Raw genomic sequence first — 25899 nt, 5'->3', positions numbered from 1 at the left:
GTTTTTATATAATTACCGCGTTAAAATTTTACAAATAACGAACTTAACCTGATCTCACTGCAAGAGAAAATGATCAATAATAAATCTTTTTCCAATGTGTGGTGCGAGTTTCTATCCTTAACGTCACAAGCTGGATGTTCGCTTACAGTTTGCGGTCAAGGCTCGAGGACTGGGTCCGCCGCCTTCGGCAGCCTTTGAAAAACACGCGCCAAATTTCTGGCGACAACAACACTCCTTTTCTTGATATTAAGGGCAGCGTTAAATATGCAGTGGAAATGTCCGCTATCAGTCTAAATATGACCGCTTATAAAAGCGGACATTACAGAAAGATCATTAGACGCAAGAAACGCATCCTACGCAGAAGTTGATCATTGATGGGCCAACGCCACGACCAATCATTCAAACCGGGTTAGTATTTGTAGAAAATGCAACGTCCTTTTGTGCATCCAGTGTTGCTACTCTATCTAACAGTGACCTACGTATAGATAAAAAAGTATCGCCGTCCATTGTCAATCGTTTCAGGGCGGGGCTGAAAGCAGTTAATGTGAGTTCTCAAATTAACATTTTAGGACCGAGGTATAAGAAAGGTTAGCCAGTCCGGCATTCCCCTATTTCTGCGGAATAAGCGTCGTCACAGTAGGCACGTTATCCATATTTTCCACCGCAAACTTCACCTTGCTTCCCTTCGTAAGGCCTGATAGCGCCGATTTTTCTTTGACTGCGAAAGTCATGGTCATCGGCCCCATATTCATGTTTTCAATGGTGCCGTGCTTCAGCGTCACATGACCCGCCTTTGCGTCGACGTCCTTGACCTCGCCGTCTGTGAGTTTCGTGGCCTTTGCAGTATCCATTTTCTTGCCGCCCTCATCCTGTCCGCCCCCAGCCTGCTGAGCATTAGTGCTCATGGCAAAAAGTGCAAATCCAAGAGTGGCGACGGCTTTCGAAACTTGGTTCTTCATAGTTCTACTCCTTCAGGTTGAAATTGCGTTTGTGATTGGTTTTTCGGGTTTTGGATGGCCTGCCGAAGCTTGCGCTCCTGCAAGAGGCGCCAAGCCGCTGGGATGACGAACAAGGAAAGTAAGGGGGCGGTAATCATGCCACCCACCATAGGCGCGGCGATGCGCTGCATGACCTCCGAGCCGGCGCCTGAGCCGTACATGATTGGGATTAGGCCGCCCAGGATAACGGCAACAGTCATCGCTTTCGGGCGCACACGCATCACCGCTCCTTCACGTATCGCATCGACAATCAGTTCCTTGGTCAACAGGTGTCCCGCCTGCAACCGCTGGTTCAGGGCATTACGAAGGTAAATCATCATGACCACGCCAAATTCCGCAGCTAGGCCGGCCAAGGCAATGAACCCCACCGCTGTAGCAACCGATATTGCATGGCCAAGGAACCAGATGAACCAGAATCCACCAATCAGGGCGAACGGGACTGTAAGCATCAAAAGCAGCGCTTCAGAAACCGACCGGAATGCGAGATACAGCAGGACAAGGATGACCGCCAGCGTCAAGGGAATAACCGTCTGCAGTTTTGCAGTGGCCCGCTCCAGGTATTCAAACTGGCCCGACCAGCCTATTGAGTAACCGGGTGGCAGTTTCACCTCCTTGGCCACAGCTGCCTGCATTGCATTGACAGCCGTTCTTAGGTCTGTACCGCGAACGTCGACGTACACCCATCCGGAAAGCCGGGCATTTTCGCTGCGTATCATCGGCGGCCCGTCCGTGACTTTCACGTCTGCGACGTCGCCGAGGCGAATCTGCGCACCCTTCTCAGTTATCACAGGAAAATCGCGCAGCAATTGCACTGAGCCCCGGTAGTCTTGGGGATAGCGCACGTTGATAGGAAAACGCTGGCGTCCCTCGATAACCTCGCCTATGTTCTCACCACCGATGGCCGACGATACGACAGACTGGACATCGGCTACTGATAACCCATAGCGTGCAGCGCGCCTGCGGTCGACATTCACATCGATATACCGACCACCACTAAGGCGCTCTGCGAGCGCGGACGTCACACCTGGTACCGTTTTGACTGCAGCCTCAATGCTGGCAGCGACCCTGTCAATTTCTGCGAGGTCAGGACCAGAAACCTTGACGCCGACAGGTGTCTTAATGCCCGTTGACAACATGTCAATGCGGTTTCGTATTGGCGGCACAAACACGTTAGAGAGACCTGGCACCTTCACCACGCGGTCTAGTTCCTCTACCAGTTTCTCCGGCGTCATCCCCTCCCGCCACTGCTCACGCGGCTTGAACTGAATCGTGGTTTCGAACATTTCGAGCGGCGCCGGGTCGGTGGCTGATTCCGCTCGCCCAGCCTTGCCAAAAACAGTAGCCACTTCGGGAACGGTTTTGATGAGCCGGTCAGTCTGCTGCAGCAGTTCACTCGCCTTAGATGCCGACAGGCCAGGCAGCGCCGACGGCATGTATAGCAAATCACCTTCGTCGAGAGGTGGTAAAAATTCCCCCCCAAGGCGGGACAACGGGATGACCGTCAGGGCAAGAGCAACAAGTGCAATCGCGATGGTTGCAATTGGATGGCGCAGCGTCACCTCGAGCAACGGACGATAGGCTCGAATCAGAACCCGGTTAATCGGGTTGGAAGCTTCACTGGGAATACGTCCCCGAATCATGTATCCCATCAGCACTGGCACCAGGCTGATGGCAAGCCCGGCTGCGGCAGCGAGGGTATAGGTTTTGGTGAATGCTAGCGGCGAAAAAAGCTTGCCCTCCTGCGCTTCCAGTGAAAATACCGGGATAAACGAGAGCGTCACAATGAGGAGCGAAAAGAACAGCGCCGGTCCAACTTCTATCGAAGCTTCCTGGATGAGCGCCCAACGCTCCCGGTTGCTTATTGGCCGGCCCTGGTTTGCATGCTCATGTGCTTCCAGGTGCTTATGGGCGTTTTCAATCATGACCACTGCCGCGTCCACCATGGCGCCAATAGCAATGGCAATCCCTCCCAGCGACATGATGTTTGCATTCACGCCTTGGTAGTGCATCACGATAAAGGCAGCCAGCACACCCAGCGGGAGCGATACGATGGCGACCAAAGCGCTACGAAGGTGGAACAGGAATATGGCGCAGACGATTGCAACGACAACAAACTCCTCGATGAGCTTGTCCCGGAGATTCGTGACTGCCGCCGTAATCAACTTCGAGCGGTCATAGACCGGCACGACCTCTACACCTTTAGGTAAAGAGCTTTGTAGCGAAGCCAGCTTGGCTTTGACTGCTTTGATGGTGTCCAAAGCATTCTTGCCAGAGCGCATGACCACCACACCGCCGGCGACCTCACCCTCCCCATTGAACTCAGCGATGCCACGCCGCATTTCAGGACCTAAACGCACTGTGGCCACGTCTCTAAGTAAGACCGGCGTTCCGGCCTCGTTGGCACTCAGCAAAATATTGCGGAAATCTTCAAGCGTTCGCAGATACCCGCGGGACCTCACCATATATTCCGTCTCGGCCATTTCCACCACCGAGCCCCCGGATTCCTGATTGGCCTTGCCAATCGCCTCCAGCACCTTTGCATGAGAAATGCCGAATATTCGCAGCTTGTCGGGGTCGAGGACGACCTGGTATTGCTTGACCATGCCGCCGATGCTGGCGAGTTCAGCGACGTCTGGAACCGTCTTGAGCTCGTATTTTAGGAACCAGTCGTTCAGCGCCCGCAACTGACTTAGGTCTTGTTGGCCAGTGCGGTCCATCAGCGCGTATTCGAACACCCAGCCAACGCCTGTGCCGTCCGGCCCCAGTTCAGCACGCACGCCTTGGGGCAGACGGCTCTGAACCTGGTTGAGGTATTCCAAAACCCGGCTGCGCGCCCAGTACAGGTCTGTAGCATCGTCAAAGAGGACGTAGACAAATGAGTCACCGAAAAACGAATAGCCCCTGACCGTCTTAGCGCCTGGTACTGCTAGCAGAGCCGTCGTCAATGGATAGGTGACCTGGTCTTCGACCAACTGCGGCGCCTTGCCTGGATACTGGGCTCGAATGATGACCTGGGTATCGGACAAATCGGGCAACGCGTCCAAAGGGGTGTTTTTCAGCGACCACAAACCCCATCCTGCAATGGCAACTGCCGCAAGCAAGACCCAGAACCTGTTGGCAATCGACCAGCGAATAACCTGGGCAATCATTTCTTGCTCCCACCAGCCGGCACAACGGTTTCAAGCAGGTAGCCGTCCTTGCTTTCCTTGAACGCAAACTCAACCTCTTGGCCAACCTTGATATCGGAAAAATCTTCCGGGCGTGGCTTGCCGAAGTCCATGGTCATTGCGGGCCATTTCAATTCCGGAATGGGCTTATGGGACAAGGTGAGGCTGTCCGGGGATGCTTTCTCTACCTTGCCGACACCGCGGTAGACCGGCGACAGACTTGTAGAGGTCGGCTCGGTCGCCGATGGACCTTTTTGCGCCTGCATTTGTGCTTGCGCCGTATCGGCAAACTTGGGCAGAACCGACTTCAGGCTAGCTTCGGAATCAATCAGGAACTGACCGGAGGCCACAACTTTCTGACCTTCGGAGAGACCGGTCAGGATTTCCGTATCATCGCCCACATCGCGTCCAGTTGTGACCGTTACCGGCTGCATGCTGTTGTTTTCGCCGGCCACGAGGACTACGGAGCGCTTCCCAGTTGTAATGACCGCCTCAGTGGGCACCAGCACCCGGGAAACCGGCTTTTCCGCACCAATGCGGACACGCATGAGCATGCCGGGAGTTAGGCTGCCGTCTTTATTATCGAGCTCAAGACGGGCTTGGACCGTACGAGTTGTTGTGCTCACGCCCGGAAGGATTTCACGCACCTTACCGGTATATTTGCGGCTGGCGTCGCCAGAGGCGGTAGCGTCTACTGTCATTCCAGGTCTTGCTGAGTTGGCTAACGCTTCAGGAATCTCAGCGACAAGCCATACCTTGTTGAGCCCCGCCACCTTGGCAATCGTCATGCCGGGCGAAACCATGGCTCCTTCCCGCACGCCCAGCTCGGTAATCACACCGTTGACTGGTGACGTGAGCGTCAAATTTCTCTGCGCTTGACCAGTCTTTTCAGCCTGCGCGATGAGTCCGGGTGGGATGGAAAGCGCCTGCATCCGCTGGCGGGCCGCTGCGGCAAGCGTCTCGTTTCCAGAGCGCTTGAGTGCAAGGTACTCCTCTTGGGGCGCAATCCAGTCCGGCACAAAGAGCAAAGCGACCGGTTCGCCGCGCTTGATGCGCTGCATGGGCGCCCGGGCATAGAGCCGGTCGATATAGCCGGTTACCCGGCTTTGGACGACCTCGGCAATGCTTTCGTCAAACTGCGTTGTGCCGATGAGGTCGTAAGATTCGCGGGTTTCTTCACGCCGTACCGTGGCAAACCGGATGCCTAGATTCTGCTGCAGGGTGGGACTGACTTTCACCCCGCCTTCATCACCGCCTTCATCCGCATACACGGGGACCAGCTGCATGTCCATAAAGGGTGATTTGCCCGGCTTGTCGAATTTATTCCCTGGCACCATGGGGTCATGCCAATAGAGCACCTTGCGTCCGGTCTTCGGGTCAACTTTGTCTCCAGCTGCTGCAGAAGTGGTCTCAGTGGAAGTTGCACTTGCCGGCATGCCACGATGGGTACCGGCCCAATACCCGCCGTATGTTAATCCCGCGCCCGCAAGGGCCAATGCCACAGCTTTCAATGCGATATTTGATTTCATTGCTCAGCCCTCCCTGCGGCCACCTGGTTGTGTGGAATCACGTGGTATTCGAGCTTGGCCCAAGTAATAGCTGCCTCTTTCTCCACGTCTAACACCTGCATCTGGGCGTCGAGCGCCATCCTTTTTGTATTGAAGACTGCAGCTAGGCTGCCCGTCCCAGACCGGTAAGCCGCGGTGGCTACCTCAACCTGCTGGTTTGCGGCAGGCAAGAGTTGAGTCTGTAGTTGGGCTACTCGCTCCTTGAGACTTGCCAGGGTCAATGACTGGTCTTGAATCTCGGCTTTCAGCTCGCGCAGTGCGTCTTCGTACTGCATCCGTGCTTTCGTGCCCAATGCAGACTTTTCAGCGATATCGCGGTCTTGCCTCTGCGCCCGGTTCACCGGGAGCGGGATGGTCACGCCGACCGATACCATGTTGGAGTACTGGCTGCCCCGCTGTGCATAGCCTGCCTCAAAGCTCCAGTCAGGGTTGCGCTCTTTGGTAGCTACAGCGGTTTCGGCGTCGGCAAGCGTTATAGCTCGGCGCGTGCCCAGAAGCATCGGATGGTATTTCTCTAGTTCTTCGACAGGGAGATTTGGCACATGAGACGTCAGCGCTGGTAGTTCACCCGCGACGACCTCCACAGGCGTGGCTACCCAGCGGGACAAAGCGGTTTGAGCGCTTCTCAGTGCCTGCTCTCCTTTGCGGGTGCGGTCCTGAGCTTGGGAGAGTGTCAGCTGTGCTTGGAGCACATCGGATGTGCCCATTTTCCCGCCTCGCAGCGCTGCCTGACCAGTCATCAAGTCCTGGCGCGTTTCATTTTCCAATGCCTTCAGCAATTCCACTGTCCGCTGGGCATAGAGGACGTTTATCCAGGCTAGTGCGGTTTCCTCTCGTACCTTCGCGACATTGGTCAGGTAACTGGCTTCCTCTGTTTCAACGGCTCGTTGGCCACGTTCAGCGCGGGCGGCGCGCTTGTCGGAAGACACCCATTGTTGCTCGACGCCTACTCGGCGCATTGTCATGAAGTCGCGGTTCAGGCTGAACTTGTCGGGTCCGTTGACTGGCAAGTTTTCGATGCCGAACTTGAGCATTGGGTCAGGAAACTGGTCGGCCTTTGCCGCCATTTCCCGACTTGCTTGCACGGAGGCTTGTGCAGCCTGGCTCGACGCCGAGCGTTGGGTTGCCATTTGAAGCGCCTGCTCCAGGCTCATTCTGGCGGTTTGAGCCTGAGAAAAAGTGGAAGCAAGCGTGAGCGCTATGAGCGCACTGAAACGGATTAGATGGCGCGACTGGCCTGCAGGCACCAGTGGCGCGTGGTCATTCAAAAACATACTTTCCCCTGTGAATAGACGAAAGCCAGCCTTGGCAATATGCCGGCCGGCGAATCACTACAGGGTCAAGTCAAATACGAAGTCGAAGCGTTCGGAGGTATGGCGGGTCTACGCCAGTTTCGAGACGCACATCGCCCTGCACAGAAGGAAGGACGACGGGAATAGCCGGCGCAGGAGCCGGGATGACGGAAGAAGCGAAAACTGGAGTTAAGGCTGGTGCCGCTGCTAGATGCTCCAACGCTAGTTGAGCGCCGGACTGAAATTCTGCGCAGTGGACAGGTTTTTCCTTGTCCATCTCGGCGCATGGCATGCCTTCCATTGCGACTTCCTGCACTGGCGCAGGTGCCAGCTCTGGGCACACGTACGCAGCCATTGCGATTCCTGAAGTCAGAACAGTCATGACTAGGAAGCAGGCTATCAGTCGGCAGAAAGATGAAAATGAATGGCGCATGGGTTTCGGGACATCGAACGTGCGTAGTTTAACGACAATTCTTTCACACGTCTAAAAGAATGGGCGTTACTGCAGTGGGAAGGTCAAGCAAGTTCTTTAACATTTGATGTTGGCTCCGAACCCTTCCAGAAACTGACTGCCAAAGGAATATAGTCTCTGGGAGGTTGAAATGGTCATGGACTCAACCGCTGCAAAGGCAGTATTCGTCGTGCTCGCCATAATCGGTGTGTTAGCCCTACTGGCTGCTGCAAGCATGCTGTTCATGCATTCCTCCATGATGGGAGGTTTTCAAACCCATGGGCTCTTGTCTTCCATGACCAATATGTGCCGCGGCATGATGGGGAGCTAGGGTGGTGTGGCGGCCGACAGATGCCCTTTCGTTTGTCTAAGCAGACTGAGCAGCACCGGCATCATCGCCACGGAAGGCCGGGAGCGCAATTGGATGCAATACTGCCGCAAAGATTGATGCACTTAGGGTAAAGCCAAGGTCAGTTCCTTATCCATCGGCGGGTAGCACACCCCCTTTTTCTCGTGGCAGCCTTGATATCCTGCCACTAGGGTAAGACTCTTCGCGTTCGGCGCGCGGTCCAAAATAATTTCCGCCTGAATCGTCTTCTTGTACGTTTCCGTACGGCCATAAAACTGGTCAGTCTTAATTTCACCGGCCGGAAGCTTTACCGCTCGGATGGCGACGCCAGACGTATTCTTGAGAGCGAACTTGATACGCTCGCGGTATAGATAGTATCCATTCGCCGGCGTCAGCTCCGCTACGAGTACCGTCGGGCTTTTGAAAGATGTCTTAAATTTGAACGCAAGGTCAGGCTCGAGCAATTCCTCCTCTTTCGGGCTCGAAAAGAGCCCGCTGAGCCGGTTTTGCACACCCGGTGCGACCGACTGCTGCGCCGAACTGGCTAGGTGCATGGATAGCAGCGCGGTAGCGAGTGCAAGGCCAATAAATACGCGTTTCTGATACATAGATACTTTCCTGACTTACAAAACTCGATGGAGGCTGTCGGCTCCGCCGCATAGAAGCACAAGCCGGCTGCACTGAATGAGCCGGCCTGCTTGACGGAATTAGTTCTTCGAGAACTGCTTGCCCGAAAAATCAACCGTGACGAGATTGCCATCCATCTTGCCCATGCCGGGTGAGTTCGCAGGCATGCCTGGAACGGCGACTCCCTTGACCGCTGGCGTAGAAATGAGCTTGGCCAAAGCGGCCGCAGGCACATGCCCTTCTATGACTTGCCCTGATGCATCCACGACGCCCGTGTGGCAAGACTCAAGCTTTTCAGGCACACCAAGGCGTTTCTTCACCGCAGTCATATCTTCCGAGTTGACCGCTTTTACCTTGTAGCCAGATTCGCGCAAGTGCTCTATCCACTCAGCACAGCAGCCGCAATTTGGGTCCTTGTACACAGTAATGGCTTCGCCCGCAGCGTGGGCAAGCGTCGAGGCAGCCACCAGTAAGGTTGTTAGCAATAGCTTCTTCATTTGTACTCCGTAGTCGAGTGATTTTGATAAAGACCGTGTCCACCCTACTCCTTCCTCCGATAGGAAGGTCAAGCGATTTAACATCAAGTTTCTTTTGTCATTACTTGCTATCAAATGTGGCCTCTACGTGCTTACGATTAGTGACAGCCACCACCATGCGTCCCAAGATGAGTTGGTGCTACGCCATCCGGGGTGGCAAGCGTCTGCAAAATTTCACAGTCCTTGGCTGCTTGCGCGGAATGGCACGTACTGCGTAATGTCTTGAGCTGCTTCTGCAAAGATTGCAGTTCCCGAATGCGCTGGAATACATGCTCGATATGCCTGTCTAGCAGGAGATTCACCTCGTTGCAGCTCTCTTCCGGCGTATCCCGAAATGACAGAAGTTCGCGGATTTCGCCCAGCGTCATGTCGAGCGACCGGCAATGTCGGATGAACTGCAGCCGTTCGGCATGCGACGGGCCGTAAAGTCGGTAGTTACCCTCCGAGCGCGCCGGCGTCGGCAACAAGCCCTCCCGCTCGTAGTACCGAATCGTTTCTACCTGAGAGCCGGTCTGCTTTGCCAGCTCGCCAATCTTCAGCAGTTCAACGCCCATTTGTCGCCTCGTTCACTTTTTTCTTCAATCCACTTGACCCTGTAGTGGCTACAGGGTTTTAAATGGCACTATACAGAAGAAAGGAAGTGAAATGTCTGCTTGCTGCTCTGGAGGATGCGCCTCCGACAAACCCCCGGTTGACCCCACATACCGCCGTATTCTGTGGGTTGCCTTAATCTTGAATGCTGGGATGTTCCTCGTTGAGATGGTAGGCGGCCTAGCTTCGGGCTCGGCTTCACTCCTTGCGGACGCCGTTGACTTCTTTGGCGACGCTTTTAACTATCTCGTGAGCATAGCCATACTCGGCCTCTCGCTGACCATTCGTGCCCGCGCGGCGCTGGTCAAAGGCGTCACCATGGGTGCTTACGGCCTGTTCGTGCTGGGAACCGCTGCCTGGCACTTCACGGCAGGCACGGTCCCAGAAGCGGGCACCATGGGCGCGATTGGCGTACTGGCCTTAGCCGTGAACGTCTTCGTTGCGGTGCTCTTGTTTGCCTATCGGACCGGTGACTCGAACATGAGGTCGGTGTGGCTCTGCTCCAGGAATGATGCTATCGGCAACCTGGCAATTATTCTGGCTGCGCTTGGCGTGTTCGGTACTGGAACCGGTTGGCCAGACATTGCCGTGGCGGCTGTGATGGGCGTCTTGGGGCTGACGGCGGCACGCACGGTCATCGCACAGGCTCGTAGCGAGATGCAAACTGCCTCGGTCGTTCCAAGCCAACCCGTGACCGTTGAACTGAAACGGAGGTAATCCATGGCACCCTTACTGAAAGCCGCTTTTGAACGCGAGATGGCCAAGGCCAGGCGCCTCTACCAGGAAGGCCGACTAGACCAAGCGTTCAGCCACCTGGAGACCGCCCACGTTCTTGTCCAACGCCATGTCGTGCCTCACGTCCGGTCGCACTGGCTCATGTTGAAAATTGGCCTACGCCGTCGTTCCGTGCCCGAGGTCTTTGGCCAAGTTGTCCGCATCGTTCTTGGTGGCATCGGTTCTGCCGTCGGCATTGTGCCAGTTGGCAATACAGGCGGCACCAACATCAGTATGTTCAAGCGGCTGCCTATTGCCGCCGATATTGCCCATATCGCCGACAAGAGGTGACAGCCTGCCACAGAGCCATATAAAGCCTAGTGCTACAATTCCTATCGTGAAAAAATATCTTCTCATCCTGATGCTATTCGCTCTGCCATTCCAGTATTCCTGGGCGGCGGCGGCTGCGTATTGCCAGCATGAGACGACCCATACCTCACATTTCGGTCACCATAGCCATCACCATGTGGCGCAAGCCGAGAAGCTGGCCGAAAAGTCAGACGAGAAAAGCAAGCTGGCAACGCTCGATGACGACTGCGGCTATTGCCATCTGTCGTGCCAGGTAACGCCCACGTCGTTTACACCTGAGCTGACCGTGCCGCAGGCTCTTGCGCCGCCAGTGCTTCAATTTATCTCGTTTTCCTCCTACTTCCCTGAAGGCCCGAAGCGGCCCGATCGCACCCTCGTCGCTTAACGCGGCGAGACGCTCTTTCACATTCATTCAATCTGCAGCACTGAGGTGACGTCTCGTCGAATTCCATCCTGTTTACCTGGAGAATTCGATGTACAAGTTTTTATTGCCACTGATGCTGGTGGCATCCATTTTTCTTCCTGCTGCCGCGCAAACGCTGGATTTGCCACGCAACGGAGACATGGCCCAAGCGTCACCCGACCGCCCGGCCAAGGCTCTGGAGCCCTCCGGGCCACTCACCCTGCAGTCTGCATTGGCACTGGCGCTGAGCGCCAATGCGGAAGTGTCAGCTGCGCGGTATGAACTGGCCGCTGTCGAGGCGTCGGTCGTGCAAGCCGGCGCATCGCCGAACCCTTCGCTCGGTGTGCAGATGCAGGACACGCGACGCACTACGCGTGAAACGACCGTGCAGCTTAGCCAACCATTCGAGCTAGGCGGGAAACGAGCTGCGCGGATCCAGGCAGCCGAGCGCGGCCGTGACGCTGCAGGCGCCGAACTCGGTGCCAAGCAGGCCGAGGTCCGGGCCGCTGTCATTTCATCCTTCTTCGACCTGATGATTGCGCAGGAACGCGTGCGCCTGGCGCAAGAGTCGGCTGACTTGGCTCAGCGCGCCTCGACAGTCGCTTCCAAGCGGGTTATCGCCGGAAAAGTATCCCCGGTTGAGGAAACGCGGGCACGGGTTGCAGAAACAGGCGTACGGCTCGAGCTGCTGCAAGCGAGAAGTGACCTGACCTCTGCCAGGAAGAGGTTGAGCGCGATGTGGGGCAGCTTGACGCCGCGTTTTGAGCGCGCTGAGGGTGAGCTTCAGTCTTTGCCGGCACTGCCCGATCCAGCCGCTTTGTCAGCAGGCTTGGTCAGTTCGCCAGCCTTGGCTCGCGCCCGCTTTGAGGTTGACCGCCGGCAGGCGCTGGCACGGCTCGAACGCAGCCGCCGCACGCCGGACGTGACAGTCAGCCTAGGCGTGAACCGCAATGAAGAACTGGGACGCAACCAGGCCATTGTCGGCGTCTCCGTCCCTCTGCCTATCTTCGACACGAACCGCGGCAACGTTCTTGAGGCGCTGCGACGCACTGACAAGGCGCGCGACGAACTTGCAGCGGTCGAGATCCGTCTGGGCAGCGAGCTTGCTCTAGCCGTTGAAAAACTGACCACTTCCCGCCAGGAAGTCCAGGCACTTCAGCAAGACATCCTGCCAGGTGCGCAAAGCGCCTATGAAGCCGCGACGACCGGCTTCGAGTACGGCAAGTTTGGCTTCCTTGATGTGCTGGACGCCCAGCGCACCCTCTTGCAAGCCAGATCCCAATATCTGCGCGCTCTTTCAGAGGTACACCGCGCCGGCGCTGAAATCGATCGCATTCTTGGCGCGCCGATGGCCGCCGCTAACCAGTAAGACGTCATCATGAAAACCAACCTGACAAAAAAACAGTTTTTATCCATCGCCGCCATCCTTGTGCTAGGTGCTCTGCTAGGTGCTCTCATCCTGAACATGGGCGGTACGTCATCGGTCGAAGCCAAGGAACAGGGCCATTCCAAAGAAAACGCAGAAGCTGGCCACAAAGACGAGCATGCAGAAGCTGGTCACAAGGAAGGAAAGGCGGGCGGCCAACACGGAGAAGAAAAGCGCGCCGCAAAACCCGGCGAAAAGCGCGAAGAGAAGCCGGGTGAAAAGCGTGAAGAAAAGCCCAGCAAGATTGCCTTAAATGAGGCTCAGGCCAAGGCAGCGGGGATCACAGTCAGCACCGCTGGCGCAGCCAACATCAACACTGTGGTCACGCTCCCTGGCGAAATTCGTTACAACGAGGACCGCACTGCCCATGTCGTGCCACGGCTTGGCGGCGTCGTAGAACGTGTCCTGGCCGATTTGGGCCAAGGAGTCAAAAAGGGCCAAGTTCTTGCTGTCATCGCCAGTACCGGCCTTTCCGAGCAACGCAGCGAGCTCTTGACTGCGCAAAAGCGTCTGTCCCTTGCCCGGACAACGTTCGAGCGTGAAAAGAAGCTGTGGGAAGACAAAATCTCTGCCGAGCAGGACTACCTACAAGCGCGCCAGGCAATGCAGGAAGCGGAGATTGCAGTGCAAAACGCGCGCCAGAAGCTGGAAGCCTTGGGCGCGAGCGCCACCAGTGCCAGGGGTCTGAACAGCTACGAGGTGCGCGCGCCGTTCGACGGGATGGTCATGGAGAAGCACTTGTCGCTGGGCGAAGCGGTCAAGGAAGACGCCAGTATCTTCACAATTTCCGACCTGTCGACCGTATGGGCTGAAGTTGCTGTCCCAGCAAAAGACTTGAACGCGATACGGGTTGGCGAAAAGGTCGTCGTCAACGCAACGGCCTTCGATGCGAAAGCAACCGGAACCGTTGCCTACGTCGGTTCGTTGATCGGCGAGCAAACCCGCACGGCCAAGGCCCGCGTTTCCCTGGCCAACCCGAACATGGCTTGGCGCCCGGGCCTATTCGTGAACGTTGAAGTCGTCTCCGGCCAGACCGAAGCGCCAGTCGCCATCTCCGCAGAGGCGATCCAGACGATCGAGAACAAGACCACTGTCTTTCTGAGCGTGCCAGGTGGCTTTGTTGCGCAGGAAGTGACGCTGGGCCGCAGTAACGGCAAGGTTGTTGAGGTGACCAAGGGGCTGCAGGCCGGTGCTCCATACGTCAGCACCAACAGCTTCATCCTCAAGTCCGAACTGGGTAAAGCCGGTGCGGAACACGCTCACTGATGCGAAAGGATACTTATTATGTTTGATCGCATCATCGGGTTTTCAATAGAGCAGCGATGGCTCGTCATGCTTCTCGTCGCGATGCTGGCTGCGTTGGGAATCTATAACTACCAGAAGCTTCCTCTGGACGCCCTCCCGGACATCAGTTCCGTGCAGGTGCAGATTTCTACTGCAGCGCCCGGCTATTCGCCCCTGGAGACTGAGCAACGCGTTACTTATCCGCTTGAAACAGTCATGGCTGGCCTTCCCAATCTGGAACAGACGCGTTCCCTGTCACGGTACGGCCTGTCCCAGATCACGGTTATCTTCAAAGACAAGACGGACATATTCTTTGCGCGCCAACTGGTCAATGAGCGGCTTCAGGAAGCCAAGGAACGGCTGCCTGCCGGCATCACGCCGGTGATGGGACCAATTTCGACTGGCTTGGGCGAAATCTATCTATGGACGGTTGAAGCAAAAGAAGGGGCGAAAAAGCCGGATGGCACTGAATACACCCCAACGGACCTGCGGGAGATACAAGACTGGATTATCAAGCCGCAGCTGCGCAACGTGCGTGGCGTCACTGAAATCAACTCCATTGGCGGCTATGCGAAGGAATACCAGGTCGCCCCAAACCCGGACAAGCTTGCGTCTTACGGCATCACGCTTGCCGACATCGTTACTGCCCTGGACCGTAACAACAGCAACGTCGGCGCCGGCTATATAGAGCGTCGCGGCGAGCAGCTGCTAGTACGCACCCCCGGACAAGTGCGCACCATTGGCGACATTGAAAATATTGTCGTACGCAGCGCGGACGGCGTTCCTATTCGCATCAGCGATGTTGCAGAAGTCGGTATTGGACGTGAACTGCGCACTGGGGCTGCGACAGAAAATGGCCAAGAGGTGGTACTTGGCACCGTATTCATGCTTATGGGCGAGAACAGTCGCGCAGTGTCGAGAGCCGTCGATAAAAAGATGCTTGAAATTAACAAGACTTTGCCAGAGGGAGTACAGGCGGTGACGGTCTATGACCGTACGGTACTGGTGGACAAGGCAATCGATACGGTCAAGAAGAACTTGCTCGAGGGAGCTGTACTGGTCATCGCCGTTCTGTTTCTGTTCCTGGGGAACATTCGCGCTGCAATCATTACAGCACTGGTGATTCCTCTGTCCTTGCTTTTGACGTTCACCGGCATGGTGACGTACAAGGTTAGTGCCAATTTGCTAAGCCTTGGCGCCCTAGACTTCGGGATTGTCATCGACGGCGGGCTCGTACTAGCGGAAGCAGCCGTTCGCCGGCTGAGCCATGCACAGGCGCATTTTGGCCGGTCCCTTACCCTGTCTGAACGTTTTCACGAGGTATTCGCTGCAGCGAAGGAAGTACGGCGACCTCTGATATTTGGCCAGCTCATCATTATGGTCGTCTATCTACCCATCTTTGCGTTGACGGGTGTGGAGGGCCGAATGTTCCATCCGATGGCAATCACGGTCGTCATGGCTCTGTTTGCAGCGATGGTCCTGTCTTTCACGTTTGTCCCTGCGGCAGTCGCGCTGTTCATTGGTAATCGAGTCGCTGAGAAGGAAAACGCACTGGTCCAAGGTGCAAAACGGGGTTACGCGCCGCTTCTTGACTTCGTCCTGGCGAACAAGCCGGTGGTGCTTACTTTTACCGTAGTCACCGTTCTCTTGTCCGGGTTGCTTGCCACTCGAATGGGTAGCGAATTTGCCCCGAATTTGAATGAGGGTGATTTTGCCATCCAGGCGATACGCGTCCCGGGCACCAGCCTGACGCAATCGGTCGCCATGCAGCAGCAACTGGAACGCACACTCAAGGAAAAGCATCCGGAAATCGAAAGGGTATTCGCCCGCACTGGCACCGCGGAGATCGCTTCGGACCCGATGCCGCCCAACATCTCGGACGGCTACATCATGGTTAAACCGGAAAGCGAGTGGCCCATGCCCAAGAAGTCGCGTAATGAATTACTGGCCGCCGTCCAGGAGACAGTCTCGAAACTGCCTGGCAATAACTACGAGTTTTCTCAACCAGTCCAACTCCGGTTCAACGAGCTCATCTCAGGCATCCGAAGCGATGTGGCGGTCAAGCTGTTTGGTGACGACACGGACGTACTGAATAGCACAGCCAACAGGATTGCGGATGTCTTGCGCGGAGTGCCTGGCGCCACTGATGTCAAAGTCGAGCAGACCACCGGGCTTCCGATGCTGACTGTTCAAATAAACCGTGAACAAGCCGCCCGCTACGGCTTGAACGTCGGTGACATACAGGACCTGGTAGCGACCGCTATCGGTGGCAAGGAAGCCGGTACGCTGTTCCAGGGCGACCGCCGGTTCGATATCGTGGTCCGGCTACCTGAAACGTTGCGTAACGACCTGGAGGCGATGAAGCGCCTTCCAATTTCTCTGCCTTCTGGCGCGAATGGCCGGGCCAATTACATCCCGCTGGGCGAGGTGGCGAAACTTGAGGTGGCGCCAGGGCCAAACCAGATTAGCCGGGAGGACGGCAAGCGGCGCATCGTTATCAGCACGAACGTACGTGGCCGGGACATGGGTTCGTTTGTCGCCGACGCCGAAAAGGCGATGGCCCAGCAGGTCAAAGTTCCATCCGGCTACTGGACCACCTGGGGTGGACAGTTTGAACAGCTGCAGTCGGCCTCACAGCGTCTGCAGATAGTGATCCCGGTCGCATTGCTGTTGATTTTCACTTTGCTGTTCATGATGTTTGGCGAAGTGAAAGTCGGACTGGTTGTATTTTCAGGCATCCCATTCGCACTCACTGGCGGCATCGTTGCCCTCTGGCTGCGTGGAATCCCGCTCTCCATATCAGCGGCAGTCGGGTTCATCGCGCTGTCCGGCGTCGCCGTGCTGAACGGGCTGGTGATGGTGTCTTCCATACGCCATTTGCTTGAGGAAGGTCGCTCGCTGGATGAAGCAGTGCACGAAGGTGCAATGACCCGCCTGCGACCGGTGCTCATGACAGCCCTGGTGGCATCACTGGGCTTCATACCGATGGCCATTGCGACCGGTACTGGCGCCGAAGTACAGCGGCCTTTGGCCACCGTTGTTATCGGCGGAATCCTGTCTTCAACGGCACTCACATTGCTGGTCTTGCCATTGCTCTATCAGGTGGCTTACAGAAGACAAATAGCTGAAGAGCTTCGAACAGCTACGCGTCAACCATCCCTTCAACCATCTACGGAACCATCATGAGCGCAGGTCATAACCATGCAGCTGGAAACAACAACGAAAAAGCGCTCTGGATCGCTGTCGCCCTGACAGGTAGCTTCCTGATAGCGGAGGTTATCGGTGGCATCATCAGTCAGAGCCTGGCATTGCTCTCTGACGCTGCTCACATGTTCACCGATGTCGCAGCGCTGGCTATCTCGCTTGCGGCAGTCCGCATTGCACGCCGGCCGGCCGATAAGCAGCGCAGCTTTGGCTACTACCGGTTCGAGATCCTGGCGGCGGCCTTCAATGCGCTGCTGCTGTTCGCCGTGGCTATCTACATCCTCTATGAGGCATACAGGCGGCTTTCCAGCCCACCGGAAATCCAGTCATCCACCATGCTGGTCATCGCAGTTCTGGGACTGATCATCAACCTCATCAGCATGCGGGTGCTTACGGGGGGTAAGGATGAGAGCCTGAACCTCAAAGGTGCGTACCTCGAGGTCTGGAGTGACATGCTGGGTTCACTTGGCGTCATCGCGGGGGCTGTCATTATCCGGTTCACGGGATGGGCTTGGGTGGACTCGGTAGTCGCGGTTGGCATTGGGCTGTGGGTACTGCCCCGTACGTGGGTTCTGCTGAAAGCCAGCCTGAACATCTTGCTGGAAGGCGTACCCGAGGAAATCGACGTTGGCCACGTTGGTGACGCAATAGCGGCGGTGCCAGGCGTGCAGAGCTACCACGACCTCCATGTCTGGGCTATCACCAGTGGCAAAGTCAGCCTGACGGTTCATGTCGTCCATGTCCCGGAGGTGTCAGCGTCCTCGGTGTTGGACGCGATACGGGAGCGTCTGGCACACGACTTTCGCATTACTCACGTAACCATCCAGTGCGAGTTAGTGGAGTGTGAGCAGATCGATGAGGACTACCACTTTGGCTCACATGCCGAGGCACATGGTTCGCATGCAGGGCACGGTCACTAGCTTGGCGGGCTGTGCAGTACAAAAATTCCACGTCCGACCGGTCCTCAATCTAGGGATCCGGTCCCCAACCTAGAGAGTCGGTCAATTTAGAATGTTCCGTTATTCCCTAGGGCTATTGGTAATCCCGGTCTTCGTTGCAGCTTGCGCAGCGCCAGATACGCGTTCTGATATGCCGTATTACCTTTGTCGCCCTTTCAGCCACGTATGGAAGAAATGTGCCGCTATTCCACTTGCGCCGCCTGCCGAAGACATAGAGGCAAAAAAGTTTCACGCCCCGCCTGTTGAGCACGGGAAGGTCTATCTCGTTCGACGCTATCTAACAGAGCATCAACAAACATCTGAGGTAACTCTAAATGATAAAACAATTGCTAAATTGGCACCGGAAACTAACATCGTCCTTAATGTCGAACCTGGAATGCATACGCTCAGGGTCCGTACCTACGACGAGTCGTTGGTTAAGTTAGCAGTGATGCCAGGGGAGACTTACTACGTCAGTTACTCTCTAAAGCTGTGGATCAATACTGTGAGTGGAAAATTAACAGTGATTGATGAGAAAAAAGGACGGTCTTTGGTAACTCAGTCGAAGCTCGCCCTATTGATATCGTCTCCCTGAGTGCATAAGTAACTTTTTTACGAATTACGGTCCAGATAGGTTATCAATTCGTCACTATGATCATGTATAACAGATGTCGGACAAAACACTTGACCTTCCCAATGTGGGAAGCTCTACAGTTGTATATCAGATGTCGCAGAAGCGATACCCAATGAAATGGTATACTTACGACATGAACCGCGTCCTCAAGACATTTTTGGTCTGGCTGCTACTTGCCGCGCTGCCTCTTCAGGGGTTTGCTGCGGCTGTCCAGGCGTCTTGCGGTCCGGCGGCACACCATGACGCTGCCGAAATAACGATGCAAACGGAATCGCATCACCATGAAGGCGACGCTCCAGACAGTGTGACAGTCGTGGCAGCCAAATCTGCCGGCGATTCTGCCGACATCAAGCATAAAGGTTCTCTTTGCAGTGCTTGCGCAGCCTGCTGTGTAGGTGCAGTCGCTCCGCCTTCCGTTCCGGCCTTAATTTCTGCCTATAGCAGCTCGCTGCCTGAAGTCATCTCTCCCTCTCCTTTGGTCACCGGCTTCATCCCGGCCGGCCTCGAACGTCCCCCCAAACGCATTACCGCTTAATCGACGTACCGAGTTGAGTACGCCGGACGGCATTCGTTCGGCTTCCCAGCCCGCGTACTAGCCGCGTGCCTTCGCACGTCTGTCCTTTCGATTTCGAGGTAATCATGTCTTTTTCACACTGGATTACGGTGGCCGCCGTGGCATTCCTGCCGCTCGCTGCAACTGCGCAACAAGCACAACCCAACCCGGCAGACGCAAATGCGTCCGTTGCAGAGACGACCTATGTCTCTGCATTCAAGAACTATTTAACCACTCCGGAAGAAACGACCACTCCGGACCAAGTATGGCGCGCCGCTAATGAGCAGGTTGCTCAAGGCGACCCGCACGCTGGCCATGGTGGGATGCCTGGCATGACGACTCCGCCTGCTGCCCAGCAAGCCGGCTCTACTCAAGCTGACCCGCATGCTGGCCATGCCGGACACGGTGCCGCTATGGCTGCGCCGCGCGCCAATACGCAGGCTGCTACACCGAAGGTTAGCCAATCTCAGTCGGACCCTCACGCGGGGCATGGCGTCATGCCTGGGATGAAGGCTGCGCCTGCCGCACAAAAGCCCAGTTCTACGCAGCCTGACCCCCACGCCGGCCATGCGGGTCACGGTAGTAACCACAACATGCAAGGGAAATGATGATGGACACCCAACAAAAAGCGGCGCAGTTGAAGCCGCTCGCTATCGCGCTCTCTGCCCTGATCTTGACCGGGTGCGCGACTTTCTCGAAGGACGGCGGCCTGGACACCGTGTCTTCGTTGACCAAGGAGCGCACGGGCCAGACGGTCCAGCGCGACAAAACGGAAGACGATGCGGCGGCTACCCAAGCACGCGTCAACCAGCTGCTGGCGCAACCGCTGACGCCCGACTCCGCCATCCAAATTGCCCTGGCGAACAACAAAGGCTTGCAGGCTGCATTCGCAGAACTGGGCGTTGCCGAAGCCAATCGTGTGCAGGCTGGCCGACTCTCCAATCCCGGGTTTTCTTTTGGTCGGCAGCGCGGTGGCGAGGACGTGGAAATCGAGCGCAGCATCATGTTCAATTTCGTCGGCCTACTGACCATGCCGATACGCAGCAACATTGAAGGCCGCCGGTTCGAGCAGGCAAAACTCCAGGCGGCGTCGCAAGCAGTGCAGCTGGCCGCCAACACCCGGAAGGCCTATTTCAACGCCGTCGCGGCGCAGCAGAGCGCTCAATACGCCGAACAGGTGGCTACCGCTGCCGAAGCCAGCGCAGATCTCGCCCAACGCCTGGCCAAGGTCGGCAATTGGAGCAAGCTGGACCAGGCTCGTGAGCATGCGTTTCATGCGGACGCCACGACCCAGTTCGCCCGCACCCGGCATAACGCAACCGCCGCTAGGGAACAGCTGACACGGCTGCTCGGCCTGTGGGGCACCAATGCGGCTTTTAAACTCCCTGAGCGCCTGCCGGATTTGCCTAAGGCCCCAAATGAGGTGGCCAATCTTGAGTCGCAGGCTATGACGCAGCGGCTGGACGTCCAAGTGGCGCAACGCGACGTCTCCGCAACCGCCAGCAATCTGGGCCTGACTCAAGCCACGGGGTTCATCAACGTATTTGAGGCCGGCTACACCAACAAGAGCGAGACGGGCAGCCCGCGCGCCAATGGCTACGAAATTGAGTTGGTTCTACCAATATTTGACTGGGGTGGCGCTCGAACCGCGCGCGCTGAAGCGACCTACATGCAATCTGTCCAGCGTACGGCTGACACGGCAGTACGAGCACGCTCCGAAGTCCGGGAGGCGTATTCAGCATATCGGACGACCTACGAGGTGGCGAAGCACTACCGGGACGAAGTCGTGCCTCTGCGGAAACGAATTTCGGACGAGGTGCTGCTTCGCTACAACGGCATGCTCGCCAGCGTTTTCGAACTACTTACCGACGCTCGCACCCAGGTCAGCAGCGTCAATGCGGCTATCGAAGCACAACGTGATTTCTGGATAGCCGAGACCAACCTCCAGGCCGCCGTCAACGGCAGCGGCACCGGCGGTGGTTCCACCCAAATGACTGGCCAAGCTTCTGGTGAAGCTGACGCCCCCGCACACTAGAAGGATTAGCCATGGTTTCACGTAGAAATTTCTTAACAGGCGCTGCCGCTTTGGTCGGCGCAGGCGCTGTCAGCCGCGCCGGCGCGGCTACCTTGCCTGAATTGGTCACAGTGGACGGCGCCGCAACGCAAACTCCGCTGCTGCCGCCCAATGGCCGCCCATACAACCCCGTCGTCACCCTGAACGGATGGTCGCTGCCTTGGCGCATGAACAACGGTGTCAAGGAGTTCCACCTGGTAGCAGAGCCCGTCGTCCGCGAGTTCGCTCCTGGCATGAAGGCCAATCTCTGGGGCTACAACGGCCAGTCTCCCGGCCCAACCATCGAGGTCGTGGAAGGCGACCGGGTACGCATCTTCGTGACCAATCGGTTGCCGGAGGAAACGAGCATTCACTGGCACGGCCAGCGCCTGCCAGCTGGGATGGATGGCGTGGCCGGCCTTACTCAACCAGCCATCCCAGCTGGAAAGACCTTTGTCTACGAGTTTGTAGCCAAGCGCCCCGGCACCTTCATGTATCACCCGCACGCGGACGAAATGGTGCAAATGGCCATGGGAATGATGGGCTTCTGGGTGACGCATCCGAAGAACATCGACTTCATGAAAGTCGACCGCGACTTTGTTTTCCTACTCAGCAATTACGACATCGAGCCGGGCAGTTTTACGCCCAAGACCAGCACGATGCTGGACTTCAACCTGTGGGCCATCAACAGCCGTGTCTTCCCAGGCGTCGATTCGATGAACGTACGCCAGGGCGACCGAGTGCGCATCCGAATGGGCAACCTGACCATGACAAATCACCCGTTCCACCTGCATGGGCATGAATTTGTTGTAACGGGCACTGACGGTGGTTGGACACGCCCCGAATCCCGCTGGCCGGAAGTGACTCAGGATATCGGGGTTGGCCAGATGCGTGCCATTGAGTTCGATGCGACTGACTTGGGCGACTGGCCCTTCCACTGCCATAAGCCACATCACACGATGAATGCAATGGGGCATGACATTCCGACAATGATAGGCGTGAACCAAAAAGACATTGCCAAGAAAATTAATGGGCTCGTCCCGGACTACATGGCAATGGGCGAACGCGGCGGCTCGATGGGCAGCATGGAGATGTCACTGCCTGAAAACACTCTGCCGATGATGACCGGTACCGGTCCATTCGGAAACATCGAGATGGGCGGAATGTTCACCACAGTAAAAATCCGCAAAGACCAGAAGCCAGGCGATTACAAGGACCCGGGTTGGTACAAGCATCCGGCAGGCACCGTCGCATACGAATGGAAGGGTGACGTGCCAGTAGCAGCCAAAGCGCCCGAAACCGGCAAGTCGGTGCCCGGCGTCGAAATGAATGTTCGAAAGCCGCAAGGCGGCCATAGCAACCACTAACCATCGCAACAGAAGGAGATTCACATGAAAGCAGCACAAAAACACGCTCTATCTATGCTGTTCGTAGCAACTGCAATGGCAGGGGCTTCCAACGCTTGGGCCCATGCTGGTCTCCAAACCTCAGTCCCGGAGAAGGACGCCGAAATCGCTGCTGCGCCGAAGGAAATCACTCTGCAGTTCAATGAAAAGTTGGAGTCGGCGTTCAGCACCGCGAAGCTCGTCGATAGCACTGGCAAGCAGGTCAACGTGGAAAAGCCCACCCTGGATGCTAGTAATCCATCAGTCATGAAGCTGCGCGTTCCGGCTCTGTCACCCGGCAAATACAAGGTCGAGTACGTCGGCGTCGGCCACGACGGCCACCGCCGTAAGGGCGACTACTCCTTCACCGTGAAGTAACCAATGGAAGCGACGGCTCCACAAGTAGCGGCCACTGCGCTCATCAACGTCAGCTTTGCTTGGGTCGTCGGCGTGCTGACCTCCAGGCTTTGGCTGATGAAACAGACCGCAGGGTGGCAGCTAACGGTCGATAAGCGGCTGTCGACTGCCATGTCGGCCGGCCTGCTTGTCTGCATTACCGGCATTTTCCTGTCCCTATGGACCGAATCCGCTGTCATGGGCGACGTTACATGGCTGGAGGCAGGGCCGGCCTTTGCCCAAATGCTGGCGTCTACCCACTACGGACATGCTGGTGCCGCCGCGCTTGCGTTTCTGGTCATTGCGCTTCTCGTCCATTTGTTCCGGCGAGGGGACGTTCCGAGCGTGAGCTACCTAGGCATACTCACTGCCTTGTTGTTGTTCACGGCCGCTGCGCGGGTCACCATCGGACACGCGTACGAGCACGGCCCTTTCAGTGTTGCCGTCGCGGTGGAATGGCTGCATCTAGTCGTGATGGCCTTCTGGGCTGGCATCGTGTTTGTCGCCGGCTGGCTCGTACTCCCGCGCGTGCTGGCCGGTGATTCAACTCCGACCAAGGAGATCGCGACTTACCTGACATCAATGTCGAACTGGGCAGGCGGCGCCTTGGCGGGAATCCTGGCGACCGGCGCATACAACGCTTACCGCGTGCTCGGCAGCCCTAGTCAGCTCATCGAAGTGGACTACGGGCAAGTGCTCACCTTCAAGCTTTGCCTGGTCGTCATAGCCATTGCCCTTGGAGGATTCAACAAATTTGTTGGCCTGTCTGTGGCGACGTCGCAGCGTGGTCTGCGCACCGTTATCACCATCCTGCGCGTTGAATCCGTGGTCCTCTTGCTTGTTCTGATGGCCGCAGCAGTCCTTACCAGCAGCGCGCCACCTGGCTAGCTGCACATTTCTTCTAACAACCTAAATCAACCTGTTCACAAAGGAACTCACCATGAAATCGCTCGTTAAAGCTGCACTAATTGCTACCCTCGCTCTGTCTTCCGTCTCCGGTGCATATGCACAGTCTGAGCCGGCCACCGCAGCAGCATCCAACTCGATGTCCACCGGAGAGGTGAAAAAGGTCGACAAGAGCGCCGGCAAAGTGACCATTACGCATGGTCCTCTGCAAAACATCGGCATGGACGCCATGACGATGGTCTTCCGCGTCAAGGACCCTGCCATGCTGGACCAGGTAAAGACCGGCGACAAGATTAACTTCGTCGCAGAGGAGCCGAACGGTCAGCTGACCGTAACCAAGCTGGAAAAGCAGCAGTAAGACATAGGGGCTGATTTGCGAAAGTCGGCCCTTGGTTTTAGGGGCGCATTGGGCAGGGAATCCTGCCCATGAACACGCTCGCCCAAACTCAGGAGGAGTGGCTTGATTGAACGCTAAACCACTGAATCTATTTGAGTTTTCTCAGAACCTTCGATTTCGCCATATATCGTACGCACAGCGTGTACGGGCTTGACCGCCTGGTCTATTAACCCCTGTATGGAGGAAATCGAACATGTCGATATTCAAAAGCACGGCAATTGCCGTCCTGGCTTGCACCCTGGGTGCCCCGGCCTTGGCACAAGACGCCAAATCTCATGCGGGCGTGCATGACCACCATGCCATGACAAGCTCGCCGAACGCGGCCAAAGCGCCGTATGACCATCAATTTTTGGACACAATGTCCGCGCACCACCAAGGCGCCATGCACATGGCTCAGCTTGTTGAAGAGCGCTCGGCCCATGACGAATTAAAGCAAATGGCCAAGAAAATGATTGGCGACCAGGAAAAGGACATTCAACAGCTGCAGGACTGGAAAAAGCAGTGGTATGCGGGCAAAGGCGACGCTATCAACATGAAGATGCCCGGCATGGAATCCATGAAAGGCATGTCGATGAGCAAGCTGGCCGCCAGCAAGGGGGAACAGTTCGACGCCATGTTCCTTGACATGATGCCTAAGCATCACGCGGGTGGCATCAAAATGGCAAAGGATGCGTTGAAAAAAGCGAAGCACCAAGAAATCAAGGATTTTTCGCAAAAGGCAATTGATTCTCAGACCGAGGAAATTGCGCAGATGGAAAAGTGGAAAAAGGACTGGAAGTTAGCTGGAAAGTGACCGAGTAGAGCGGCTTCCTAGCCGCCGGCACCTTCAGGGAGGACTGGTATGCCCCTTAACGAACTTTGCTTAAAGGAGAAACACCATGGTTCACACCCCCTTAAACAGTACCCGCCAGGCTCCAATGATTTCGCCTGAACGCCGGCCATCTGCCGGTAAGGCACTGGTGGCGATTGGCAGTGCGTTTTTGCTCGCAACATTGGCATTGCCAGCGAGCGCCGACGGGCCAGGCCGTGGTCAGACCGCTGATTTCGAGAAAGCCTATCTCGAATTCATTATTGACCACCACTACTCTGCATTACGGATGACAGATGTGACTTTCTGAAATTGATGCGAAGCAAGGTCCTGCGGTGCCGGGCTGCACCCACCTGATTTTGCTAATAGCTGCGACGATTTTTCGCTGAATAGCTGCGACTGAGCCATAGGGATATCGAAATTGCTGCGACCGACTTCGCCCTGACATGACAACTTAAGTGGCGCCACTGACAGAGCCAAGGATCGGGACCGTGACCGGCTGCTTCCGACCCACTGCAGACAGTCGCTTAAATTTTTTGAACGGCTGCTCTACTACAGTAAGGAGTCATTATTATCCTGCTGGGTTAGCTCCATATGCGGTTTCACCCAGGCGCACCATTACGAACAAAGAACGGTTTGAGTGGTGGTACGGTATGCGTCCTGGACACCGAGCTTGGCTACAATTTTACCGAATCCATCAATTTCTCCTAAGAAAATTTGCGGCGTTGGTTATGGTGCCAATTGAAAGCCTATGATCGATTGGACTTATTAATCAAGTCACCGGCTTACTCAACCATCGAGCGGCGTGGCTTAAAACTGTGTGCGCCAAATTTATTTAAGGCGTCGTGGA

The 25899-nt window shown here is 56.4% G+C and carries 23 protein-coding genes; 16 read left to right on the top strand and 7 right to left on the bottom strand.

Features of this window, described 5'->3' with window-relative positions:
* Positions 1-608: 608 nt before the first annotated feature.
* The 7 genes from QOL82_RS06210 to cadR all read right to left on the bottom strand — a co-directional run bounded on the left by QOL82_RS06210 (position 609) and on the right by cadR (position 9542).
* Complete coding sequence (locus QOL82_RS06210; RefSeq protein WP_283441385.1) at positions 609-959, bottom strand: copper-binding protein; 351 nt, start codon at positions 957-959, stop codon at positions 609-611.
* Complete coding sequence (locus QOL82_RS06205; protein WP_283441384.1) at positions 956-4147, bottom strand: efflux RND transporter permease subunit; 3192 nt, start codon at positions 4145-4147, stop codon at positions 956-958. The genes QOL82_RS06210 and QOL82_RS06205 overlap by 4 nt, the downstream gene beginning before the upstream one ends.
* Positions 4144-5694 (bottom strand): efflux RND transporter periplasmic adaptor subunit, encoded by a 1551-nt coding sequence (locus QOL82_RS06200; RefSeq protein WP_283441383.1) that lies wholly within the window; start codon positions 5692-5694, stop codon positions 4144-4146. The genes QOL82_RS06205 and QOL82_RS06200 overlap by 4 nt, the downstream gene beginning before the upstream one ends.
* Positions 5691-7007, bottom strand: coding sequence for a TolC family protein (locus QOL82_RS06195; protein ID WP_283441382.1), 1317 nt, complete (start codon positions 7005-7007; stop codon positions 5691-5693). Before QOL82_RS06195 ends, QOL82_RS06200 begins: the two co-directional genes overlap by 4 nt.
* A gap of 922 nt (positions 7008-7929) precedes the next feature.
* On the bottom strand, positions 7930-8433 hold the full coding sequence (locus QOL82_RS06190; protein ID WP_283441381.1) for a protein-disulfide reductase DsbD N-terminal domain-containing protein: 504 nt from the start codon (positions 8431-8433) through the stop codon (positions 7930-7932).
* Positions 8434-8532: 99 nt separating this feature from the next.
* On the bottom strand, positions 8533-8949 hold the full coding sequence (locus QOL82_RS06185; protein WP_283441380.1) for a DUF411 domain-containing protein: 417 nt from the start codon (positions 8947-8949) through the stop codon (positions 8533-8535).
* A 137-nt stretch (positions 8950-9086) separates the two neighbouring features.
* Complete coding sequence (gene cadR / locus QOL82_RS06180) at positions 9087-9542, bottom strand: Cd(II)/Pb(II)-responsive transcriptional regulator (protein WP_283441379.1); 456 nt, start codon at positions 9540-9542, stop codon at positions 9087-9089.
* Positions 9543-9633: 91 nt separating this feature from the next.
* Between cadR and QOL82_RS06175 the strand changes: the two genes are divergently transcribed.
* The 16 genes from QOL82_RS06175 (at position 9634) to QOL82_RS06100 (ending at position 25359) form a co-directional block, all read left to right on the top strand.
* Complete coding sequence (locus QOL82_RS06175) at positions 9634-10296, top strand: cation efflux transmembrane domain-containing protein (RefSeq protein ID WP_283441378.1); 663 nt, start codon at positions 9634-9636, stop codon at positions 10294-10296.
* Between the two features lie 3 nt (positions 10297-10299).
* The gene (locus QOL82_RS06170) at positions 10300-10644 is read left to right on the top strand and encodes a DUF3703 domain-containing protein (RefSeq protein ID WP_283441377.1); all 345 of its coding nucleotides are present in this window, start codon (positions 10300-10302) and stop codon (positions 10642-10644) included.
* A 46-nt stretch (positions 10645-10690) separates the two neighbouring features.
* A complete protein-coding gene (gene czcI / locus QOL82_RS06165) occupies positions 10691-11047 on the top strand; it encodes a cation efflux protein, CzcI family (protein ID WP_283441376.1) in 357 nt (118 codons plus the stop codon).
* Between the two features lie 88 nt (positions 11048-11135).
* Positions 11136-12434, top strand: coding sequence for a TolC family protein (locus QOL82_RS06160; protein ID WP_283441375.1), 1299 nt, complete (start codon positions 11136-11138; stop codon positions 12432-12434).
* Between the two features lie 9 nt (positions 12435-12443).
* The gene (locus QOL82_RS06155) at positions 12444-13757 is read left to right on the top strand and encodes an efflux RND transporter periplasmic adaptor subunit (protein WP_283441374.1); all 1314 of its coding nucleotides are present in this window, start codon (positions 12444-12446) and stop codon (positions 13755-13757) included.
* A gap of 18 nt (positions 13758-13775) precedes the next feature.
* On the top strand, positions 13776-16961 hold the full coding sequence (locus QOL82_RS06150; RefSeq protein ID WP_283441373.1) for an efflux RND transporter permease subunit: 3186 nt from the start codon (positions 13776-13778) through the stop codon (positions 16959-16961).
* The gene (locus tag QOL82_RS06145) at positions 16958-17899 is read left to right on the top strand and encodes a cation diffusion facilitator family transporter (protein WP_283441372.1); all 942 of its coding nucleotides are present in this window, start codon (positions 16958-16960) and stop codon (positions 17897-17899) included. Before QOL82_RS06150 ends, QOL82_RS06145 begins: the two co-directional genes overlap by 4 nt.
* Positions 17900-17990: 91 nt before the next feature.
* Positions 17991-18512 carry a DUF2846 domain-containing protein gene (locus tag QOL82_RS06140; protein ID WP_283441371.1) on the top strand — a complete coding sequence of 174 codons (522 nt, stop codon included), beginning with the start codon at positions 17991-17993 and terminating at the stop codon, positions 18510-18512.
* Between the two features lie 151 nt (positions 18513-18663).
* Positions 18664-19086: a hypothetical protein gene (locus QOL82_RS06135; protein ID WP_283441370.1), complete on the top strand. Its 423-nt coding sequence runs from the start codon at positions 18664-18666 to the stop codon at positions 19084-19086.
* A 625-nt stretch (positions 19087-19711) separates the two neighbouring features.
* Positions 19712-21139, top strand: a complete 1428-nt coding sequence (locus QOL82_RS06130; RefSeq protein ID WP_283441571.1) for a TolC family protein — start codon at positions 19712-19714, stop codon at positions 21137-21139.
* Between the two features lie 11 nt (positions 21140-21150).
* Positions 21151-22524: a multicopper oxidase family protein gene (locus QOL82_RS06125; protein ID WP_283441369.1), complete on the top strand. Its 1374-nt coding sequence runs from the start codon at positions 21151-21153 to the stop codon at positions 22522-22524.
* Between the two features lie 24 nt (positions 22525-22548).
* Positions 22549-22920 carry a copper homeostasis periplasmic binding protein CopC gene (copC, locus tag QOL82_RS06120; RefSeq protein ID WP_283441368.1) on the top strand — a complete coding sequence of 124 codons (372 nt, stop codon included), beginning with the start codon at positions 22549-22551 and terminating at the stop codon, positions 22918-22920.
* A 3-nt stretch (positions 22921-22923) separates the two neighbouring features.
* Positions 22924-23826, top strand: a complete 903-nt coding sequence (locus QOL82_RS06115) for a copper resistance D family protein (RefSeq protein WP_283441367.1) — start codon at positions 22924-22926, stop codon at positions 23824-23826.
* 52 nt (positions 23827-23878) lie between these two features.
* On the top strand, positions 23879-24202 hold the full coding sequence (locus QOL82_RS06110; protein ID WP_283441366.1) for a copper-binding protein: 324 nt from the start codon (positions 23879-23881) through the stop codon (positions 24200-24202).
* A gap of 232 nt (positions 24203-24434) precedes the next feature.
* The gene (locus QOL82_RS06105) at positions 24435-25034 is read left to right on the top strand and encodes a DUF305 domain-containing protein (protein ID WP_283441365.1); all 600 of its coding nucleotides are present in this window, start codon (positions 24435-24437) and stop codon (positions 25032-25034) included.
* Between the two features lie 85 nt (positions 25035-25119).
* A complete protein-coding gene (locus QOL82_RS06100) occupies positions 25120-25359 on the top strand; it encodes a hypothetical protein (RefSeq protein ID WP_283441364.1) in 240 nt (79 codons plus the stop codon).
* Positions 25360-25899 lie beyond the last annotated feature (540 nt).

This window comes from Noviherbaspirillum suwonense (genome assembly GCF_900182955.1).
Lineage (GTDB): Bacteria > Pseudomonadota > Gammaproteobacteria > Burkholderiales > Burkholderiaceae_D > Noviherbaspirillum_A > Noviherbaspirillum_A suwonense.
Note: the sequence above shows the minus strand (reverse complement) of the source record. Positions and strands in the feature narration are given on the sequence as shown.

Excerpts from the sequence above, each read along its gene's own strand:
- copC (WP_283441368.1), top strand. The coding sequence starts at position 22,549 with ATGAAAGCAGCACAAAAACACGCTCTATCTATGCTGTTCGTAGCAACT.
- QOL82_RS06160 (WP_283441375.1), top strand. The coding sequence starts at position 11,136 with ATGTACAAGTTTTTATTGCCACTGATGCTGGTGGCATCCATTTTTCTT.
- QOL82_RS06105 (WP_283441365.1), top strand. The coding sequence starts at position 24,435 with ATGTCGATATTCAAAAGCACGGCAATTGCCGTCCTGGCTTGCACCCTG.
- QOL82_RS06205 (WP_283441384.1), bottom strand. The coding sequence starts at position 4,147 with ATGATTGCCCAGGTTATTCGCTGGTCGATTGCCAACAGGTTCTGGGTC.
- QOL82_RS06190 (WP_283441381.1), bottom strand. The coding sequence starts at position 8,433 with ATGTATCAGAAACGCGTATTTATTGGCCTTGCACTCGCTACCGCGCTG.
- QOL82_RS06145 (WP_283441372.1), top strand. The coding sequence starts at position 16,958 with ATGAGCGCAGGTCATAACCATGCAGCTGGAAACAACAACGAAAAAGCG.
- QOL82_RS06170 (WP_283441377.1), top strand. The coding sequence starts at position 10,300 with ATGGCACCCTTACTGAAAGCCGCTTTTGAACGCGAGATGGCCAAGGCC.
- QOL82_RS06200 (WP_283441383.1), bottom strand. The coding sequence starts at position 5,694 with ATGAAATCAAATATCGCATTGAAAGCTGTGGCATTGGCCCTTGCGGGC.
- QOL82_RS06185 (WP_283441380.1), bottom strand. The coding sequence starts at position 8,949 with ATGAAGAAGCTATTGCTAACAACCTTACTGGTGGCTGCCTCGACGCTT.
- QOL82_RS06140 (WP_283441371.1), top strand. The coding sequence starts at position 17,991 with ATGTTCCGTTATTCCCTAGGGCTATTGGTAATCCCGGTCTTCGTTGCA.
- QOL82_RS06175 (WP_283441378.1), top strand. The coding sequence starts at position 9,634 with ATGTCTGCTTGCTGCTCTGGAGGATGCGCCTCCGACAAACCCCCGGTT.
- QOL82_RS06135 (WP_283441370.1), top strand. The coding sequence starts at position 18,664 with ATGAAATGGTATACTTACGACATGAACCGCGTCCTCAAGACATTTTTG.
- QOL82_RS06125 (WP_283441369.1), top strand. The coding sequence starts at position 21,151 with ATGGTTTCACGTAGAAATTTCTTAACAGGCGCTGCCGCTTTGGTCGGC.
- QOL82_RS06130 (WP_283441571.1), top strand. The coding sequence starts at position 19,712 with ATGATGGACACCCAACAAAAAGCGGCGCAGTTGAAGCCGCTCGCTATC.
- QOL82_RS06110 (WP_283441366.1), top strand. The coding sequence starts at position 23,879 with ATGAAATCGCTCGTTAAAGCTGCACTAATTGCTACCCTCGCTCTGTCT.
- cadR (WP_283441379.1), bottom strand. The coding sequence starts at position 9,542 with ATGGGCGTTGAACTGCTGAAGATTGGCGAGCTGGCAAAGCAGACCGGC.
- QOL82_RS06115 (WP_283441367.1), top strand. The coding sequence starts at position 22,924 with ATGGAAGCGACGGCTCCACAAGTAGCGGCCACTGCGCTCATCAACGTC.
- QOL82_RS06195 (WP_283441382.1), bottom strand. The coding sequence starts at position 7,007 with ATGTTTTTGAATGACCACGCGCCACTGGTGCCTGCAGGCCAGTCGCGC.
- QOL82_RS06155 (WP_283441374.1), top strand. The coding sequence starts at position 12,444 with ATGAAAACCAACCTGACAAAAAAACAGTTTTTATCCATCGCCGCCATC.
- QOL82_RS06100 (WP_283441364.1), top strand. The coding sequence starts at position 25,120 with ATGGTTCACACCCCCTTAAACAGTACCCGCCAGGCTCCAATGATTTCG.
- QOL82_RS06150 (WP_283441373.1), top strand. The coding sequence starts at position 13,776 with ATGTTTGATCGCATCATCGGGTTTTCAATAGAGCAGCGATGGCTCGTC.
- QOL82_RS06210 (WP_283441385.1), bottom strand. The coding sequence starts at position 959 with ATGAAGAACCAAGTTTCGAAAGCCGTCGCCACTCTTGGATTTGCACTT.